Below are 17142 nucleotides of genomic sequence, written 5' to 3'. Positions count from 1 at the left end.
TCCTACCGGATAAAGAGATCGATAAGGATGTTTACCGAGTTGAGTAGTGACTGCCCCTTCGCCTTGGAATAGTCAGTGTAAATAACTTCGACCGGTTGTTCGGCATAGGGCAGGCCCGTTTTGCCCAATTGAACTACGATTTCAGTTCCGTGTGCCATGCGGTCCTGGCGAAGTTTCACACGCCGTAGCGCGTCGGCGCGAATCACACGCAGGCCATTGTGAGCATCCGTGAGGCGGGTGTGCGTTGTAAGATTAGTTACCCAAACCGCTGTTTTCAGTACGATTTTCTTTAGGATGCCGGGCTTCGTTCGGTCATCGAGGAATCGGGAGCCGAAGACTATCGCTAGGTTCTCTGCGCGAGCCCTGGAAAGCATGTCTACAGCATCGACCACACGATGCTGACCATCCGCATCGAAGGTGACAACAAACTCTGCGCCTCTTTCGAGTGCGTACTCAAAACCTGTTTGGAGCGCGGCCCCCTGCCCGAGATTGATCGGGTGGCGAACGATCTGTGATCCGGCTGCTGCTGCGACGGCGCCGGACCCGTCTCGAGAGCCATCATCGATGCACACAATATTCTCGAATTCAGCACGGAGGCCGCTGATCACGTCTCCGATTACCGTCGCCTCATTGTAGAGGGGAATGATTACCCACGTGTCGGGTGCCCCGCCCGGCTCAATTCGGGCACCTTCAGATAGTGACGACATACACCTATTCTTGCAGACTCGCGCCCCACGAAAGGTAGGGTGGCCGGGAACGCCGGCGCTGATTTATCGTGCACAAGCCGGAGATGGTGAGGAAGTTCCGATGAATGTTCGAAGGCGGAAGCCCGCGCGACGCTGGCTGCGCCCGGTTGCTGCGCTCCTGCTCACCGCGGTGGCCACCACCATGTTTGTCGCGGCTCCTGGGAACGCCAGCAATGCCGAAGCAAGCATCGCGTCGGGATTCAACCCGGGAACTATCATCAGTGACGACCTGTTCTACGAGGGGCGGGCAATGACACCCGCGCAGGTGCAGAGCTTCCTGAACGCCCGAGTGCCCCGCTGTGAGATCGGCGACCCCGGGAAGAAGGCTGGAAGCCCCATCTATGGAACCCAGGTTGCGAGCAAATGCCTCCGGAATGCCACGTTCAACACCGTCAGTAAGCCCGCGAACGAGTTCTGCGCGGGGTATGCCGGCGTTGCGAACGAATCCGCCGCGCAGATTATCACGAAGGTCGGCCAGGCCTGCGGAATCAGCCAACGCGTTCTGCTCATCATGCTTGAAAAAGAGCAGAACCTCGTTTCTGACACCTGGCCGACCGTGCGCCAGTTTGACGTCGCAATGGGGTACGCCTGCCCCGATAGTGGGCCGGGCAATAGTCCGAACTGTGACCCGTCGATGCGCGGCTTCCAGAACCAGGTCTACAAAGCAGCGTGGCAGTTGCAGGTCTACAAGGCGCAGCCCTACAACTACAACTACAAGCCATTCCAGGCAAACCGCGTGCAGTGGCACCCGAACGCGGGCTGCGGCACCTCGACCTTCACGATTACGAACTACGCAACCGCTGCGCTCTACATTTACACGCCGTACCGCCCGAACCAGGCCGCACTGAACGCGGGCTGGGGCACCGGCGACAGTTGCTCCTCTTACGGTAACCGCAACTTCTACCTCTTCTATAAGACCTGGTTTGGCGACCCTGTCGGCTATCAGGTCACTGGCGCGATCGCGACGACGTGGCAGCGCTTCGGCGGAGAGAACGGCACGCTGGGCCGCCCGGTCGCGAACGCAACGAGCGTTGCAGCGAACGGCGGCGGTAGCTACCAAGAGTTCCAAAGGGGCACGATCTTTTACGAGAACCGCACTGGCAAGTCGACTGCGATGGGTGCAGGGCCGTTTCTCACCAACTACCGTGCGGCAGGCTTTGTGCAGGGCCCCTGGGGCTGGCCGACAGCCGACGCGACCTGCGGGCTTGCGGCTGGCGGCTGCACGATGCCGTTCCAAACCGGTGTGGTCGCGTACTCCGGGGCGACGGGTTCGCATCTTGTCCCGACGGCGATTCTGCCCGAGTGGCAGCGGCTGTCGACCGTGACCGGGCGGTTGAAGTATCCCACTGCTGAAGCCGAGACCTCCGCTGGCGGTACGGCGCAGCGTTTCCAAGGCGGGCTGTCGATGGCCAACCGCACCGCTGGGTACAGTTTTGACGTGGCGACATCAAACGCCTGGCTCAACGGCGGCGGGATGGCCAAGTACGGGATCATCGTTGAGCCGACCGTCGCGCTCGATGCCCAGCGTTCCTACACGAACTTTGAACGCGCACGCATGTTCATGCGGGTGGGAAGTGACCCGGTGCGGCTCGGCAAGGGCGAATTCCTCAATACCTATGATCGTGCGGGCGGCGCCGCCCGGTCGCCCTGGGGCTGGCCGCTGCAGGACGCGGTCTGCAACGCGGCAAGCACGTGCACGATGAACTTCGACGCCGGGCAGGCGGTCTACACGCCCGGGACCGGCGTTGGCTTCGTCACTTCGAAGTTCAAAGACCTCTGGTTCGCGCACGGTGGTCACGCCGGCAGTCTCGGCTACCCGATCGGGGAGGAAACTACGGTCTCGGGTGGCGCCACGATGCGGTTCCAGCGAGGGACCCTACTGATCAGCCCGAAGGCGTCAGTGCGGTTCGGTAACGGCGCGTTCATGAACAGCTTCACCGCGGGGGGCGGGCCGACCGGCTCGTGGGGCTGGCCCCTCGCTGAGGCGGGCTGCAACGCGACTGGCGCCTGCACCATGAACTTTGACAACGGCCAGGCCGTATATAGCCCGGGGACTGGTGTCGGTTTTGTGACGCATGCGACGAAGGCGCTGTGGTTCGTGCACGGCGGTCACGGCGGACCGCTCGGGTATCCACTGGGCGAAGAGGCCAAGTTCACGGGCGGAACCGTGATGAAGTTCCAGCGGGGCTCGCTGTTCCTGGGCCCGAAGGCCTCGGTGCGGTTCGGGAACGGCGCATTCATGAACACCTATACCGCCGCTGGGGGGCCGAACGGGTCCTGGGGGTGGCCAATCGCGGAGGCAGTGTGTACTCCCGCGGGTGCGTGCACGATGAACTTTGAGCGCGGGCAGGCGGTCTACACGCCCGCGACGGGCGTGAAATTCGTCGCCGGGAAGGCCGCATTGAGCCTGCCCGCCGCTGAAGCTCCCGCGCCCGATGGCGACGCCGCACCCGATGAGTCGGCAGGCGGCGAGGACACCCGCGCTGGCGAAGACACGGTTTCGGGCCAGCAAGGAGGTAATCTGGAGGAGCACGCCCCGGAGACTTCTAGGGAGGATGTCTCGAATCTTTCGGGGCACGAAACGCGATAGGGTACCCGACTATGGAACTTGACTTTATTCCCCCGGCCAAGCCGATCATCGGTGACGAAGAGCGCGCGGCGGTTGACCGTGTGCTGCGCTCGGGCATGATCGCCCAGGGGCCAGAGGTCAAAGCATTCGAAGATGAATTTTCGGTGCACTTCGTGTCGGGCCGCCCCACGGTCGCGGTGAACTCGGGCACGAGCGGCCAGCACCTCGGCCTGCTCGCTGCGGGCGTCGGCCCCGGCGACGAGGTCATCGTCCCCTCCTTCACCTTCGCTGCGACGGGCAACTCGGTCGCGCTGACCGGCGCGACCCCCGTGTTCGTCGACATCGAGCCCAACTACTTCTCTCTCGACCCCGAGGCAGTGCGCCAGGCGATCACGCCGCGTACGAAGGGAATCATGCCGGTGCACCTCTACGGTCACCCCTTCCTCGTCGACCAGCTCGAGGCGATCGCCGCCGAGCACGGCCTCGCGATCTACGAAGACGCGGCGCAGGCGCACGGCGCGAACTGGCAGGGACGCCCCGTCGGCACCCTCGGCGACTTCGCGATGTTCAGCCTCTACCCGACGAAGAACATGACTTCCGGGGAGGGCGGCATGGTCACCTGCGCCACCCCTGAGCTCGCCCGCGGCGTCCAGCTGCTGCGCAACCAGGGGATGGAGACCCAGTACGCGAACGAGGTCATCGGCTTCAACGCGCGCATGACCGACGTACACGCCGCGATCGGTCGCGTGCAGCTCACCAAGGTCGACGCCTGGACCGCGCAGCGCCAGGCGAACGCCGCGACGCTGAACGCGGGCCTCGCGGGCCTCGCGGGCGTCACGACCCCGGCGGTCGCCGAGGGGGCCGTGCACGTCTACCACCAGTACACGATTCGCCTCGACGCGGGCGAGCGCGACCGCATTCGCGAGGCGCTGAAGGACGAGCACCAGGTCGGCAGCGGGGTCTACTACCCGATCCCGAATCACCGCCTCCCTTCCCTCAAGCATTTCGCGCCGGATCTGGAACTTCCGCAGACCGAGAAGGCTGCGAGCGAGGTGCTTTCGCTGCCCGTGCACCCCTCGCTCAGCGACGCAGACCTCGAGCGGATCGTCACGGCCGTCACCGCGGTCACCCGCGCGGGCGCCTGACCGGCGCGCAGGACATGCGGGTTCTCCTCGCTTCGCGAATTTTCCAGCCAGAGGCTGCGGCGGCGTCGTTCCGGCTCGCGGCGCTCGCCGAGGGTTTTGCCCGTGCCGGTCATTCGGTGACGGTGCTGACGACCACACCGGTGAGCTCGCTTGCGGGGGAGGCCCGCGCACAGGATGCCGCGTGCGGCTACACCGTGCGACGCGCGCCGGTGCTGCGTGATGGCGATGGCTACGTGCGCGGCTACGTCCAGTACATGTCCTTCGACATCCCGCTGTTTTTCCGCATTCTGTTCGGGAAGCGTCACGATCTCATGGTCGTTGAGCCGCCCCCAACGACCTGGTTGTTCGCGCACGCCGCGGCGGCGCTTCGTGGAATTCGGGTGGTTCCATACGCCGCAGACGTCTGGTCGGACGCGAGCGAGAGCACCGGGGCGCCGGGCTTCGTGGTGCGCTTCGTGCGGTGGATGGAGCGGCGCGTGATGAACCGCGGCGCCGGGGTGCTCGCGGTGAACGACGGCGTCGAGGCGCGCGTGCGCGAGATCGCCCCGCGCGCGAACATTGCCACGGTGGGCAACGGCATCGACACCGACGTGTTCACGACCCACGGCCCCGTTGCTGAATCGTCGAACTACGCCATCTACTCGGGCACTGCCTCGGAGTGGCAGGGCGCCGAGGTGTTCGTTCGCGCCGCGGCGCAGCTGCAGCAGGAAGGGCACGCGGTCGAGGTCGTGTTCCTCGGCCAGGGCTCAGCGCTCCCCGAGCTGCGCGCCCTCGCCGACGAGCTCGACGCGCCGGTGCGTTTTGTGGACTCAGTGCCGCCAGCGGAGGCCGCGGCGTGGATCCGCGGTGCTCGGATGAGCCTCGCGAGCATCAAGCCCGGCGCGGGCTACGACTTCGCGTACCCGACGAAGATTTTCGCGGCGTGGGCATGCGGCACCCCTGTGCTCTACGCGGGCCCGGGGCCCGCACGCGAGCAGCTCGCTGCAGAGCCCCTGCTTGGCATCGGCAGCGAACACGACGCCCCGCAGGTTGCCGCCGCCATGGTCGCGCTGCTCGCGCGCGACACCACCGCGATGCGTGAGACGATCGGCGCCTGGGCGCAGCAGCACGTGTCGCTGCAGGGCGTCGCCGCCCGGGCCGTTGCCTTCTCGGAAGAGGTCGCGACCCGGGGGACGACTACTCGCTGACGGCAGTTTCGATCGCGTCGAGGAGGCGCTGGCTCTGCGTATCGCGCGAGAACTCGCTCGGATCCTTCAGCGCCGGCCCCGCAACACGACCGGTCTCACGCTTCTCGTCCGCGAGCGTCCCTAGGTACCGTGCGATTGCCGCGCTGTCGTTGCTCACGAGGCCGAGCTCATTCTCGGAGATGAGTTTGCCGGCGGCGCCATCCTCGAGGCCGGTCATGAGAATCGGGCGGCCGGCGCCGATGTACTCGAAGATCTTGCCGCTGAGCACGCCGAGCTCGCCCGGGTCGTTCCACAGCAGCAGCAACAGCACGTCTGAGGCCGACTGCAGCCGCAGCGACTCGGCGTGGTTCACGCGGCCGTGCTGGGTGACGACCGCGTCGAGCCCGAGCTCTTCGGTGATGCGACTCACCTCGCCCGAGGGCGGGCCATAGAAATCGACCGCGATCGAGACGTCGTCGCGCTCGCGCAGCAGCTGGGCGACCCCGCTGAGGAAGGGCCGCGGGTCGCGGCGGTTCGGGATGACCCAGCCGCAGTACGTGATGCGCAGCGTCGGGGAATCGGGTGCGTAGTGGTTCTCGGTGAAGTCGGCGGGGTCGTAGCCGTTCGTGACGACCACCGACGGTCGGTTGTACGTCTCCGCGAGTTCGTCGGCGAGCGGCGCGCTCACCGTCGCGAGGGCTGCGGCCTGTGCGGCGACGCGGCGCTCGACCGAGCCGTCGATGCGACGGCGGATCGCGCCGTGCGGGTAGTACGTGCTGAGCGTGAGCAGGTCGCGGTAGTCGACGAGGAGCTTCGCCGAGAAGTGCTTCGCGAGCTGGCTGCCAAGCATGAGCGTGCTGAATGGGCCGACGCTCGCGACGACCGCATCCGGCTGCCACACCCAGCTCTGCGCTTCCTTTCGTGCAGCGCGGCTCCAGCGTGCATAGATGTCGGGCCACACGAACGAGAGCGCCTTGCCGTAGGCCACGCCGAGGAGCTGCTGGAACCGATTCGGCTTGGCGGGCTTCAGTTTCTGGATGCCCGAGGCCGACTTCGCGAACGGGTCGGCGACGCGGTGCACGCTGAGGTTCGGGTGCTCGGGCACCGCCAGATCAGTGCCGTCGGCGGTGCGGGTGAGTACGCGTACCTCGTGGCCCGCGGCGGACCAGTACTCGGCGAACTTCGCGATGCGGACCGAAGCGATCTTGTTCTCGGGCGGGAAGAACGGGCAGATCAGTAGGATTCGCAAGGTGTCCTCGGGGTGTTCGGTGGGTGCCGGCCTGCGGCGCCACGCTGACGGATACTCGAAAGAGTCTAGTAGGCCGGGTCAGACGAGCCCGGCAAGCTCGGCCTGCACGCGGAAGGCGGGCACCGCAGCGACGACCTCATCGAAGGTGCCCTGGCCCAGCACGCGTCCCTCGTCGAGATAGCAGACCTGGTCGTAGTTGCGAATCGTCGCGAGTCGGTGTGCAACCGTGATGAAGGTCACCTCGCCGGCGAACGAATCGAGCGACTCGACGATGCGGTTCTCGGTCGCGGTGTCGAGCGAGCTGGTCGCCTCGTCCATCACCATGACCAGCGGGTCGGTGTAGAGCGCGCGGGCGATGCCGAGCCGCTGTTGCTGGCCGCCCGAGATCGAGGCGCCGCGCTCACCGATCCGCTCGGTGATGCCGTTGCCGCGCTCGGCGATCTCATGCACATGGGCGAGCTTCAGCACCTCGCTGACCCGTTCGGCGTCGAACTCGTCCTCCCACGTCAGCGCCACGTTCTGGGCGATGCTGCCGTCGAAGAGCGCGACGCGCTGGGGCACATAGCCGACGCGGTCTCGCCACTGCTGCAGCACATCGGTCAGCGGGGTGCCGTCGATCGTGAGGCTGCCCGAGGTTGGCGTGCTGAGGCCGAGCAGAATGTCGATGAGCGTCGACTTGCCGGCGCCCGACGGGCCAACGATCGCGAGGCTCGAGCCAAAGGGCACGCGAAGCGAGAGACCGTTGAGCACGGGACGCTCGGCGCCCGCGTATGTGAAACTGACGTCGTTGAGCATGAGCTCCTTGGGCGTCGCAACAAGGTCCGAAGTGTCATCGGGCACCGAGACGAACTCGTCCTGTGCCTCCAGCTCGCGAATCACGTCGAGCGCGTAGACCTCGTTCGATGAGGCGGCGGTGAGGCTCGACTGCACCGCGTTCATCGAGGGAATCATCTTGAACCCGGAAGCCGCGAAGAGCGAGATTGAGACGACTGCGGCCTCGGGCCCCGAGAACAGCATCGAGGCGCCGCCGACGATCACGAAGCCGCCGATGAGTGCTGCCTCAAGCGTGTAGCGGGGCACCACGCCGATGAAGGCGAGGCTCGCTCGGGCGCGGGTCGCGACCGCGCGGTTCTTGGAGATCATGCGGCCCGCCTCATTGAGCTTTCCGCGCAGCGTGACCTCCTTGAGCGCGTCGATCATCTCCGTCATGATCGTCGCGACGCGGAAGGAATAGTTCCTCGCCACGGTGCCTGCGGTCCGGGAACGGCGTGCGACGACGAAGCTCAGCGCCCCAGAAATCAGCGAAAGATACACGAGCGCGATCAGCGCGGTGAGCGGCTCGGCAACCACCAGGATGAGCAGCGCTGAGACGAAGGTGAGCGCGTTCCCGGGAATCTGGGAGAGCGGCAGCAGGAAGCCGCGGCTCGCGTTGCCCACAGAGCTGTCGACCATGCGCGTGAGCTCGGGCGTGCTGATGGTGGAGCGCTTCTCCCAGCTTGAGTGGATGAAGTTCGCGAAGATGCGGTCGCCGAGCTCAAGTTCGTAACCGGCGAACTTGCGGGTCGCGCGCCAGTGCAACACGAGCGCGAGCACCCCCTTCACGATGAACAGCGCGGCGATGATCAGAATGACCCAGGAGGTCGCCTCCTGCGGGAGCTCGCCAATGATCGGAATCGTGATCGCGGTCCCCGATACGAGCGGCGTGATCGTCATCACGATGAGCGCAAGCGCAGCGGTGTCGAGGAAGGCCAGCAGGCCGGTCGCGATCGAGTAGCCGAGATAGTATGCGCGGGCGCCGCGCGGGAGCACGCTGAAGAGCCTGTTTAGTGTCCGCCAGATACTCTTCATCGTGGTGCCTCCTCGGGGCTGCTGGTTCTGTCGCTCGACAGAAGCCCCGCGTTAGCCTACCGCCCCCGCATCGGAAGTAAGATGGGGCGGGCTGAGCGCGCGCCGCTCGGACCCTGGAAATACAGATTCAAACCTCGCCGTGGCGCAGGGAAAGGCGGAACCGTTCGTGCAGGAATCGCAGCAGCTCGGCCAGAACGGGCGTCGCACGCTCTTCTTTTTCACCAATACCTTCCCGTTCTCGCCGGGGGAAGAGTTCATCGAGGCCGAGATTCCGTACCTCGCCGACGCCTTCGACGAGGTCGTCGTCGTGCCGTCCTTCCCGTACCTCCGGCAGGGCTCGAAGCGTGAGCTTCCCGATAACTTCACGCTGCACGTGCCCGTCGGGCTCGACGGCTCGCGGAAGAATTACCTGGACGTGCTGTCGTTTGCGCTGCGCCGCCCCTGGGACGCATTCGGCGCGCTGAAGAACGCGCTCAGCTCTGCGCCGCGGGTCGGCCAGGTGATCGAGGACTTCAAGCTCGACCTGTTCGCGCGCATGATTACGAACAGCATTTTCCCGGAGCTGCAGCGTGCGTATGCAGCCGCCGACGAGGCAGTGTTCTATAGCTATTGGATGTACGCCCCAGCTCGCGTCGCGCTGCACACGCGTGGGCGCCTCGGCGCAAATGACGCCGCGATCGTCACGCGCGCCCACGGCTACGACGTGTTTCCCGAGCGCCGGGCCTCGAACTACCTGCCGCAGCGCGAACTGCTCTTCCGTGGCATGGACGCGGTGCACCCGGTCTCGGACAACGGCGCCGCGTACCTGCGTGCGAAGTTCCCAAGCTTTGCCGAGAAAGTCTCGACGCGACGACTCGGTGTTGCGGCGGCGCTGACCCCCGGAAACGCGGATCAGGCGGCAAAGCTCGTCTATTCCTGCGCATATCTTCACCCGGTGAAGCGGATTCCCCTGCTCATCGACGCGCTCGCGGTCGCGCAGGCGCGCGACCCAGAGATCCGCTGGGCGCACATCGGTTCAAGCGCGGAAGCGGGCGTCATCGCCAACATGGAGCGGCTGGCGGCTGAGAAGCTGCTGCCCGGCAGCTACGAATTCCTCGGCAACCTCTCGAACGAGGCTGTCAAGGAAACGTATGCGGCGCGACCTGGCTCGGTCTTCATCAATACCTCATCGTCCGAGGGCGTGCCCGTCTCAGTGATGGAAGCGCTTGCCCAGGGCTTCCCCGTCATCGCCACCGATGTCGGGGGGAACCGGGAACTCATCGCCACCGAGCTGGGGATGTTCCCCGGGTTGCTCACGAGCGACCCGACCCAGGAAGAGATTGCCGAGCGCATTCTGGAGCTGTTTGCGGCGCCGAGTGCTGACTACCGCGCATACGCGGACGCGAGCCTCGCGACCTGGCGAGAGCGCTGGTCGAGCGAGACGAACTATCGACGCTTCAGCGCCGAGCTGCGCGACGGCCGGGGTGCGGCCGCCGCGCAGTAGTGCGGTGAAGCGCTAGCCGAGCCGCTCGACGATCGCGCGCACGGCCTGCGCGGCAGCGGTGCCGTCGCCGTAGGGCGCGGCGTCCGTGGGCGCCGGCGCGGGCCGCGTGAGCGCCGCGCTGATCTCTTCGGCCGAGTTCGCGAGCACGTTCCAGCCGAGTGCGACCGTCTCGACCCACTCGGTCTCGCGGCGCACCGTCGTGCACGGCACGCGCAGCAGGAAGGCTTCCTTCTGCAGGCCGCCGGAGTCGGTGACCACGCCGGCGCTGCCGAGCACCGCGGCGATGAGCTCGGGGTAGGCGAGCGGATCGTGCACGCGCAGCGAGCCGACCTCGAGCGAGATCCCGGCGGCCTCGGCCTTTGCGAGGACCCGCGGGTGCGCGAGCAGCACGACGGGGCGGTCTGCGCCAGCGAGGGCAGCGACCACCTCTCGCAGGCGCTCGGGGTCGTCGGTGTTCTCAGCCCGGTGAATCGTCGCGACGTAGTACTCGCTCGGCGTGAAGAGCTTCGCGAGCGGGTTCTCGGTGCCGCCGGCCGCCACCTCGTCGCGCACCTTGAACAGCACATCGGTCATCACGTCGCCGACGAGCACGGACTGCTCGGCGAGGCCCTCGCTCGCGAGGTGCTGCATGGCCACCTCGGTCGGTGCCAGGCAGAGGTCGGCTGCGTGGTCGGTCAGCACGCGGTTGTGTTCTTCGGGCATTGCCCGGTTGAACGAGCGCAGGCCCGCTTCGAGGTGGGCCACGGGGTAGTGCAGCTTGACCGCGCTGACCGCCGCCGCGAGGGTCGAGTTAGTGTCGCCGTAGACAAGCACAGTGTCGGGCGTGAAACGCTCGAGGATCTCGTCCATTTGTGTCAGGATCGCGCCGGTCTGGACGCCGTGAGATCCTGATCCGACACCGAGGTGTGCGTCGGGAGCGGGAATGCCTAGGTCGCGGAAGAAGACATCCGAGAGCATCGGGTCATAGTGCTGCCCTGTGTGCACGATGATGTGCTCGTGGCCGAGCTCCTGCATTGCGTGAGCAATCGGGGCGAGTTTGACGAACTGGGGCCGCGCCCCAACAACACTCATGATCTTCATGGAGCCAATCTTACGGAATGCAGCGAAGACGCGCGTCGAAGCAGCATCATCTGCGAGATGCCAAAGCCGCCGCACTCACAACAGACGGATGTAGACTAAGAAGCGTGAAAATCGCAGTTGTTGCCACCGGCAAAATCGGCCTTCCTCTCGCCACACAGTATGCCCACATGGGGCACGATGTGATTGGCGTAGACGTGAACGAAGCGCTCGTTGACGCTATTAACCGCGGCGAGGAGCCGTTCCCTGGCGAAGCGCACCTCGCTGAGCGGCTCGCCAAGCTCGTTCCCGCGGGCAAGCTGCGCGCGACCACGAACTACGCAGAGGCCATCCCCGGTGCCGACGCGATCGTGATCGTCGTGCCGCTGCTCGTCGACGAAGAGACATGGGAGCCTGACTTCCGTTGGATGGACGCGGCAACTCGCTCGCTCGCCGAGCACCTGACTCCCGGCACTCTCGTCTCCTATGAGACGACGCTGCCCGTCGGCACGGTGCGCACCCGCTGGAAGCCGCTGATCGAGGAAGTCTCGGGTCTCACGGAGGGAGAGGGCTTCCACGTCGTATTCTCGCCCGAGCGCGTGCTCACCGGTCGCGTCTTCGAAGACCTGAAGAAGTACCCGAAGCTTGTGGGCGGCCTGAACGATGCCGGCACAAAAAGGGCGATTGAGTTCTACGAGTCGGTGCTGACGTTTGACGAGCGTCCCGACCTGAAGCGCCCGAACGGCGTCTGGGATATGGGCACCGCAGAGGCTGCGGAGATGGCGAAGCTCGCCGAGACGACCTACCGTGATGTGAACATCGGGCTCGCTAACCAGTTTGCGCGCTTCGCGGATACCACCGGCATCGACGTCTACAAAGTGATCGAGGCCTGCAATTCGCAGCCGTTCAGCCACATCCATCGCCCCGGCATCGCCGTGGGCGGACACTGCATTCCGGTCTACCCGCGACTGTACCTATCCACCGACCCTGACGCAGACATCGTGCGTACGGCGCGCAATTACAACGCGACCATGCCGAAGTACGTCGTCGACCGGGTCGAGCAGACGATCGGTGACCTCACCGGTACACGCGTGGTCGTGCTTGGGGCGGCGTACCGCGGCGGCGTGAAGGAAACTGCAGTCTCCGGTGTGTTCCCAACCGTTGAGGAGCTCACCGCCCGCGGGGCGCAGGTGACCGTGCACGATCCGCTGTTTACAGACGAGGAGCTCGCGGGCTTCGGTTTCACGGCGCACACGATTGGGGACGAAGCAGACGTCGCGATTCTGCAGGCTGATCACGCAGAGTATCGTGACCTGGGCCCCGCCGACTTCCCGGGGATCAAGCTCTTTGCGGACGGCCGCAATTCAACCGATCCTGCGCTGTGGCGTGGAGTGCCGCGCATTGTGATTGGCGCCGGCGCTTAAATCACTCGTGCGAAACGTCGCCTTGGTCGCTCTCGACCAAGGCGACGTTTCGTATTGCTACTCCTGTGGAAGAAGCGTGCCCCGGCGTTCCCCGAGGAACGGTGCAAGGGAACGGGAGTAGCTCGCGGAAAGATGATGCTGATCCCGATAGACAAGAACATCCCCGATGATGGGAGCACATGCTTCTCCGGGGCAGATGAGATCCGTGAGGTCAATGAGGGATACACCGGGCACGCTTGCTGCGGCCTCAGCTAGCTGCGTGCGAGTCGTAGGGAGAGCCACATCACGTGGGGTTGAGCACACGCTCGGGTTGCTCTGGTTCTGGGCGAGACAATCTGGGACACGACTGTTCATATACGGGGTATCAACCAGCACCGCTACTCGAGTGCCAGACTTCTCGAAACGTTTCCATGAGCTAGCGAAGCCTGAACTGAGTGACTGAGTCGTATGCGGTACGTAGTCTTCGAGAGCAGACGTAATCACCAACTCGGGACGATTCTTCTCAACGTAATCCTGGACGCCTCGGTTCCACTCCGCGCATTCGCTATAGCTTCGGTCGGTGCCGCTCAAATTAATCTCGGACTGTGTGATTGGGCAGCTCGACTTCGTCAATGAGACCAGGTGGAAGCCGCGCTCTTCTGCGATCCTCTGGAGCGGTGTGAACCACTGAGCTGCGTGCGAGTCTCCGGCAAGAACGATGAGAGCGCCTGCAGGTTCTCCATAGCTACATGGCTTTGGTGTGGAGTCGCTCGGCTCAAGGTGGCATCCGTCCGCGTAGACCTGTGGATTGTCGTTCTCCGCTTCGACGAGACTCGGCGTGAGGCTCTCTGGGGCCTTGGATATCGGCGGCGCAGCCTCGTCAGTGGGACAAGGCGAACACAGAGAAGAGAAATGAGGCGACAACAATTGCGAGCATTGCGGCAGCCAACACTTTGATTCCTGCCGCCGGAGAGACGAGGTCCTCGCGCTTCCTTGCGCGCAATCTGAGGAAGAACAGCACGGCGATAACTAGTGCTGGCCAAACAATGTAGTACTGCTCTTCTAAGGCTAACGACCAGAAGTGTTGCAGCGGGCTTGGAAGCGCTCCCGCGTTGAGGTAAGCAGTCGTCCCCGCGTGCTGCCAATTGACGAGGTACACCGCAGATGCTGCGATTTCTGAGGCGATCTCGCGCCACTCAGTGAGCGGGATCCAGATGGCGGCCGCGATCGCAGTTGCGAACAATACGACAGTCGCTGCTGGGATGGTACGGAGAATTCGCTTCGCGTAAAACCGCGAGATACTGAAGGTTCCAGTGTCCTGTATCTCTGCGAGCATGATCCCTGTGATGAGGAACCCTGAGAGGACAAACAACACGTCGACCCCGACAATTCCGCCGGAGGAGAGCGGCACGCTTGAGTGGTAGAGAACCACTACCAGAGCAACAAAGGCACGCAGACCCTGTATGCCACGTCGATACTCGATTCCGTACGAGAGGTTGCGGGTCATGAAGACTCGGGTGGAGGCGGACCTTCTAAGCGAATTCAGTTCAAATTCCTTCAGATCTAGCGATAGAACTGCTTCCGAGGAACTTCTACGGAGCTTTCCGGTTCTCACCTTGGATCTATTAGTCAGAAGACGGAGACGGGAACCTGGGCTGCGGGTTGAACTTGCGGCCCGACCACAAAGCCTGGCGCATCCGCCTCTTAACCGGCTTCTCGACCCCGCCTTGTCGCATTTCGACCAGTACGCGTCGTATGTAGCTGATGTACGAAAACTTCCCCTCGAAGTGGAAACGGTACGATGCTTGGTTGCGCGCCCCTTTCTCAAACTTCCAGAGGTTTTCCTTCGTTACCTGACGGTAGTTTACGCCAGCATTTACGCCCATATCGTGCACTACCTCGGATTTCAAAGCGATGATGCCAGGACCGAATGCCCGAGTAAGACGCTTTGTATACTCCTTGTCGTCGAACCAAATGAAGTAATCCCGGAGGGGTAGTCCCTGCTCCTCCAGAGCAAACCGAGGAACGAGTACCGAGACGAACGTGCACTCAACGATGAGAAGCGAATCCAGGCCGAGGAGGTAAGCTCGTGGCCAGTCCCACGTCGTAATAGGGTTGTTCATCTCACAGAGTGAGCCGTCGATAAATCTGACCAGTGAGCATGCAAAGGGGACAGGGCGTCCAAGTTTCTCTGAAGCCGCGAAACGTTGCTCGAGGAGAATGCTGAGCGCGTCAGAGTCCGGGTAGCAGTCGTCGTCCATGATCCAGACGTAGTCTGAGCCCAACTGGTAGCCGCGCTCCATGCCGACCTCAAAACCCCCAGCTCCGCCGAGGTTCTCATTGAGATGCATCACAACGAGGCCGGGGTACTCGTCGGGGGAAAGCCCATCGAGAAACTCGCGAGTACCGTCGCTCGAGTTGTTATTCACAACCACGACCCACTCGGGGCGATGGTCTTGCGCGTACACAGCCTCGAGGGTTCGGGGAAGTTTGCCAAGACGGTTGTAGGTGACAACCACTGCGGCTACGCGCGATTCCGCTCTCCAAAGTTCTGCGGGAGGGGTGTGTGCGTTCATGATGAAGGTCGTCCCACTTTCAAGAATGGTCTGTTGTGTTTTTCGACGGGGGTGTCGCTTGCGAGAGTGGCGTAAAATGCTGCTCAGCGAGGTCAACAAGCTCCGCGACTCGCAGACTGTCGCGACGATACTCGTCGAGTTCTACTTCCAACTCCCGTACTCGTTTGGTGAGCGTTTCAAGCTCTTCGCGCGTGGTGGCTGGGCGAGCACGCAGGAACAGACGCTTCAGACGTTGACGCAATGAGACCTCCTGAGGTGGGAACTGCTGATCGGCGAGCCTGAACTTGACTCCGTACGGCTTTCGGATCAGTGGCGAACCTGAAGCCGTGAGGTGAGTGACCTGAACCGCCAGGCCAAGTTTTCGAGCTTCTTGTGCGAGCTCCTCAGGCGTCATATGCCAAGTTGTGGGCTTGGTGAAACTCACATCTGGGGCCGGTTCCCCAAACAGGGTAGCGGCCGCGGTTCCGCCAGAACGGAGAGCCATGCGAATGAGGCGCAGCGCATTTGCGCGCCCCAGATGGCCGATCTGCTCAAAAAGATGCGTTGCTACTACATCAAAAGGGCCGGTAATCCCCAGCGATGCCGGAGTGGCAAGCGACAGAGACCTGTAGAGGTTGACATGAGCGACCTCAAACCCAGCATGGCGGGCTCGTTCTTTTGCAAGATCAAGCGGCTGTTGGGCGAAATCGGTAGCGACGACGCGACGTTCCTGCGTAGTGGCTGCGAGCTGCGAAGCAAGGAGGCCTGAACCCGCGCCGAGGTCTAGGAGCGTGCCGGAACGAAACTCGTTCTCAAAACTCAGCACCCAGTCTTGTCCGAGCTGCCAATCGTTGGCGTCGTTGCTGCCGAACTCGGAATACCAGTCGTTCCAAAAATCGCGCCGGAAGTGGAACGAACCAAACCACGACTGGAATCGCCGCGATGTGCTTCTTGGCGTGTTTAGTCTGAAACCCGGAATTGGGGTCCGCCAGTTCTCGTCATAGTTCACAACGAGCCATGCTTCCGGTTTCGCAGGGGCAGGGAATTCCAGGTCGCCAATGTGAACAGTAGAAAGCGGCAACATCTCCCGCCGTGCGAGTTCTCCGCGAACGTGGAACGGCTGGTTGATAAGTCCGTCCGCCGTGAAGAAAGCTGTGAAGACGTCAACGTAGTAGTCTGGCTCGCCGTTGATGTCACGGAAGTACAGTTGCATGTGTGTCGCGCTGTGCCGAACAAGCTCGTAGCCCAGGGCTTGAAGCTTATGCCCGACCGCGAAACCTTCAATCGCGACGTCTACTGGATTCGTGTGACGCGAAAGATATGCGACGTCTGCATCGTCATCATGCGGGAGGAGAGCGCCGTCGCGTACGGCGCCAAGAAGTGTGCCGCCGACGATGAAAGGCTCTAGATCCAGGCTTTTCAGTGCCTCCACAACTTCGATGGTGCTCGTAAGAATCCGTTCTTGCACTCCAGAATTGTTTGCTTCGAGCGTCTTGCCAAGGCGACCCCACTTATTCACCGCCAGTTGGATTCCATGCGCGTCTACAACGCGCACGCGCCCAGGGTCTCCTGTAAACGTCACGGCGAGTCTCGTGAATTCTTCCTTTGAGGAGGAATCGCGGATGCTGAGTTCTGTGGAACCCACGAGGTAAGGGCGCAGCGAATCGGGCCAAGGGACTGTCAGGCCGCCTTCCTCTGCCAACGCGTGGACATGAATAGACCAGACCCGTGCTCTGTCGAAGAAGACATCGACGGAGGCCACACGCTCCGGAAGGGACGGTAGGGTCAGCGACTCTTTGGTTGCTTGGGCGTTCATGCGCAAAGGTGAATTCTGGGTGAGCGAAAGGGGTCTGGACTCGGAATAGCCTACCTTGATCGTTCCGATAGGGGGCGATGCTGGCTCGCATGCCCTCGGAGCGCGG

General features: G+C 63.5%; 13 protein-coding genes. 5 read left to right on the top strand and 8 right to left on the bottom strand.

The genetic code is table 11. The annotated features are described in order from the left end of the window. Positions 1 to 2: 2 nt before the first annotated feature. Positions 3 to 707: a glycosyltransferase family 2 protein gene (locus D3226_RS09265; protein WP_202382266.1), complete on the bottom strand. Its 705-nt coding sequence runs from the start codon at positions 705 to 707 to the stop codon at positions 3 to 5. 100 nt (positions 708 to 807) lie between these two features. Here D3226_RS09265 and D3226_RS09260 point away from each other — a divergent pair, with 100 nt between their 5' ends. Genes D3226_RS09260 through D3226_RS09250 form a run of 3 tightly spaced genes read left to right on the top strand, consistent with a single transcriptional unit; the run spans position 808 to position 5647 of the window. Then, complete coding sequence (locus D3226_RS09260; protein ID WP_202382265.1) at positions 808 to 3336, top strand: LGFP repeat-containing protein; 2529 nt, start codon at positions 808 to 810, stop codon at positions 3334 to 3336. A gap of 11 nt (positions 3337 to 3347) precedes the next feature. After that, entirely contained in the window at positions 3348 to 4460 is a 1113-nt protein-coding gene (locus tag D3226_RS09255) for a DegT/DnrJ/EryC1/StrS family aminotransferase (protein WP_202382264.1), read from the top strand. Positions 4461 to 4474: 14 nt separating this feature from the next. After that, positions 4475 to 5647 (top strand): glycosyltransferase, encoded by a 1173-nt coding sequence (locus tag D3226_RS09250; RefSeq protein WP_202382263.1) that lies wholly within the window; start codon positions 4475 to 4477, stop codon positions 5645 to 5647. On the opposite strand, the gene D3226_RS09245 is transcribed toward D3226_RS09250, so the two are convergent. After that, complete coding sequence (locus tag D3226_RS09245) at positions 5637 to 6875, bottom strand: glycosyltransferase (protein WP_202382262.1); 1239 nt, start codon at positions 6873 to 6875, stop codon at positions 5637 to 5639. The two genes, D3226_RS09250 and D3226_RS09245, sit on opposite strands and share 11 nt — an antisense overlap. Positions 6876 to 6953: 78 nt before the next feature. After that, complete coding sequence (locus D3226_RS09240) at positions 6954 to 8723, bottom strand: ABC transporter ATP-binding protein (RefSeq protein WP_202382261.1); 1770 nt, start codon at positions 8721 to 8723, stop codon at positions 6954 to 6956. 139 nt (positions 8724 to 8862) lie between these two features. On the opposite strand from D3226_RS09240, the gene D3226_RS15060 reads away from it, so the two are divergent. Then, positions 8863 to 10206, top strand: a complete 1344-nt coding sequence (locus D3226_RS15060) for a glycosyltransferase (RefSeq protein ID WP_202382260.1) — start codon at positions 8863 to 8865, stop codon at positions 10204 to 10206. Between the two features lie 12 nt (positions 10207 to 10218). Here the strand turns inward: D3226_RS15060 and wecB are convergent, their stop codons facing one another. After that, the gene (wecB, locus tag D3226_RS09230; RefSeq protein WP_202382259.1) at positions 10219 to 11286 is read right to left on the bottom strand and encodes a non-hydrolyzing UDP-N-acetylglucosamine 2-epimerase; all 1068 of its coding nucleotides are present in this window, start codon (positions 11284 to 11286) and stop codon (positions 10219 to 10221) included. 104 nt (positions 11287 to 11390) lie between these two features. Here wecB and D3226_RS09225 point away from each other — a divergent pair, with 104 nt between their 5' ends. Continuing rightward, a complete protein-coding gene (locus tag D3226_RS09225) occupies positions 11391 to 12686 on the top strand; it encodes a nucleotide sugar dehydrogenase (RefSeq protein WP_202382258.1) in 1296 nt (431 codons plus the stop codon). Positions 12687 to 12743: 57 nt separating this feature from the next. Here the strand turns inward: D3226_RS09225 and D3226_RS15165 are convergent, their stop codons facing one another. The 4 genes from D3226_RS15165 to D3226_RS09210 form a co-directional block, all read right to left on the bottom strand. Next, positions 12744 to 13589 carry an SGNH hydrolase domain-containing protein gene (locus D3226_RS15165; protein WP_420029090.1) on the bottom strand — a complete coding sequence of 282 codons (846 nt, stop codon included), beginning with the start codon at positions 13587 to 13589 and terminating at the stop codon, positions 12744 to 12746. Further along, the gene (locus D3226_RS09220) at positions 13546 to 14172 is read right to left on the bottom strand and encodes an acyltransferase family protein (RefSeq protein WP_202382257.1); all 627 of its coding nucleotides are present in this window, start codon (positions 14170 to 14172) and stop codon (positions 13546 to 13548) included. Before D3226_RS09220 ends, D3226_RS15165 begins: the two co-directional genes overlap by 44 nt. Positions 14173 to 14290: 118 nt before the next feature. Then, positions 14291 to 15241: a glycosyltransferase family 2 protein gene (locus D3226_RS09215; RefSeq protein ID WP_202382256.1), complete on the bottom strand. Its 951-nt coding sequence runs from the start codon at positions 15239 to 15241 to the stop codon at positions 14291 to 14293. Positions 15242 to 15260: 19 nt separating this feature from the next. After that, positions 15261 to 17036: a methyltransferase domain-containing protein gene (locus tag D3226_RS09210; RefSeq protein WP_202382255.1), complete on the bottom strand. Its 1776-nt coding sequence runs from the start codon at positions 17034 to 17036 to the stop codon at positions 15261 to 15263. Between the last annotated feature and the right edge of the window lie 106 nt (positions 17037 to 17142).

This window comes from Leucobacter chromiireducens subsp. chromiireducens, assembly GCF_016758255.1.
In the GTDB taxonomy this organism is placed as follows: Bacteria; Actinomycetota; Actinomycetes; order Actinomycetales; family Microbacteriaceae; genus Leucobacter; species Leucobacter chromiireducens.
Note: the sequence above shows the minus strand (reverse complement) of the source record. Positions and strands in the feature narration are given on the sequence as shown.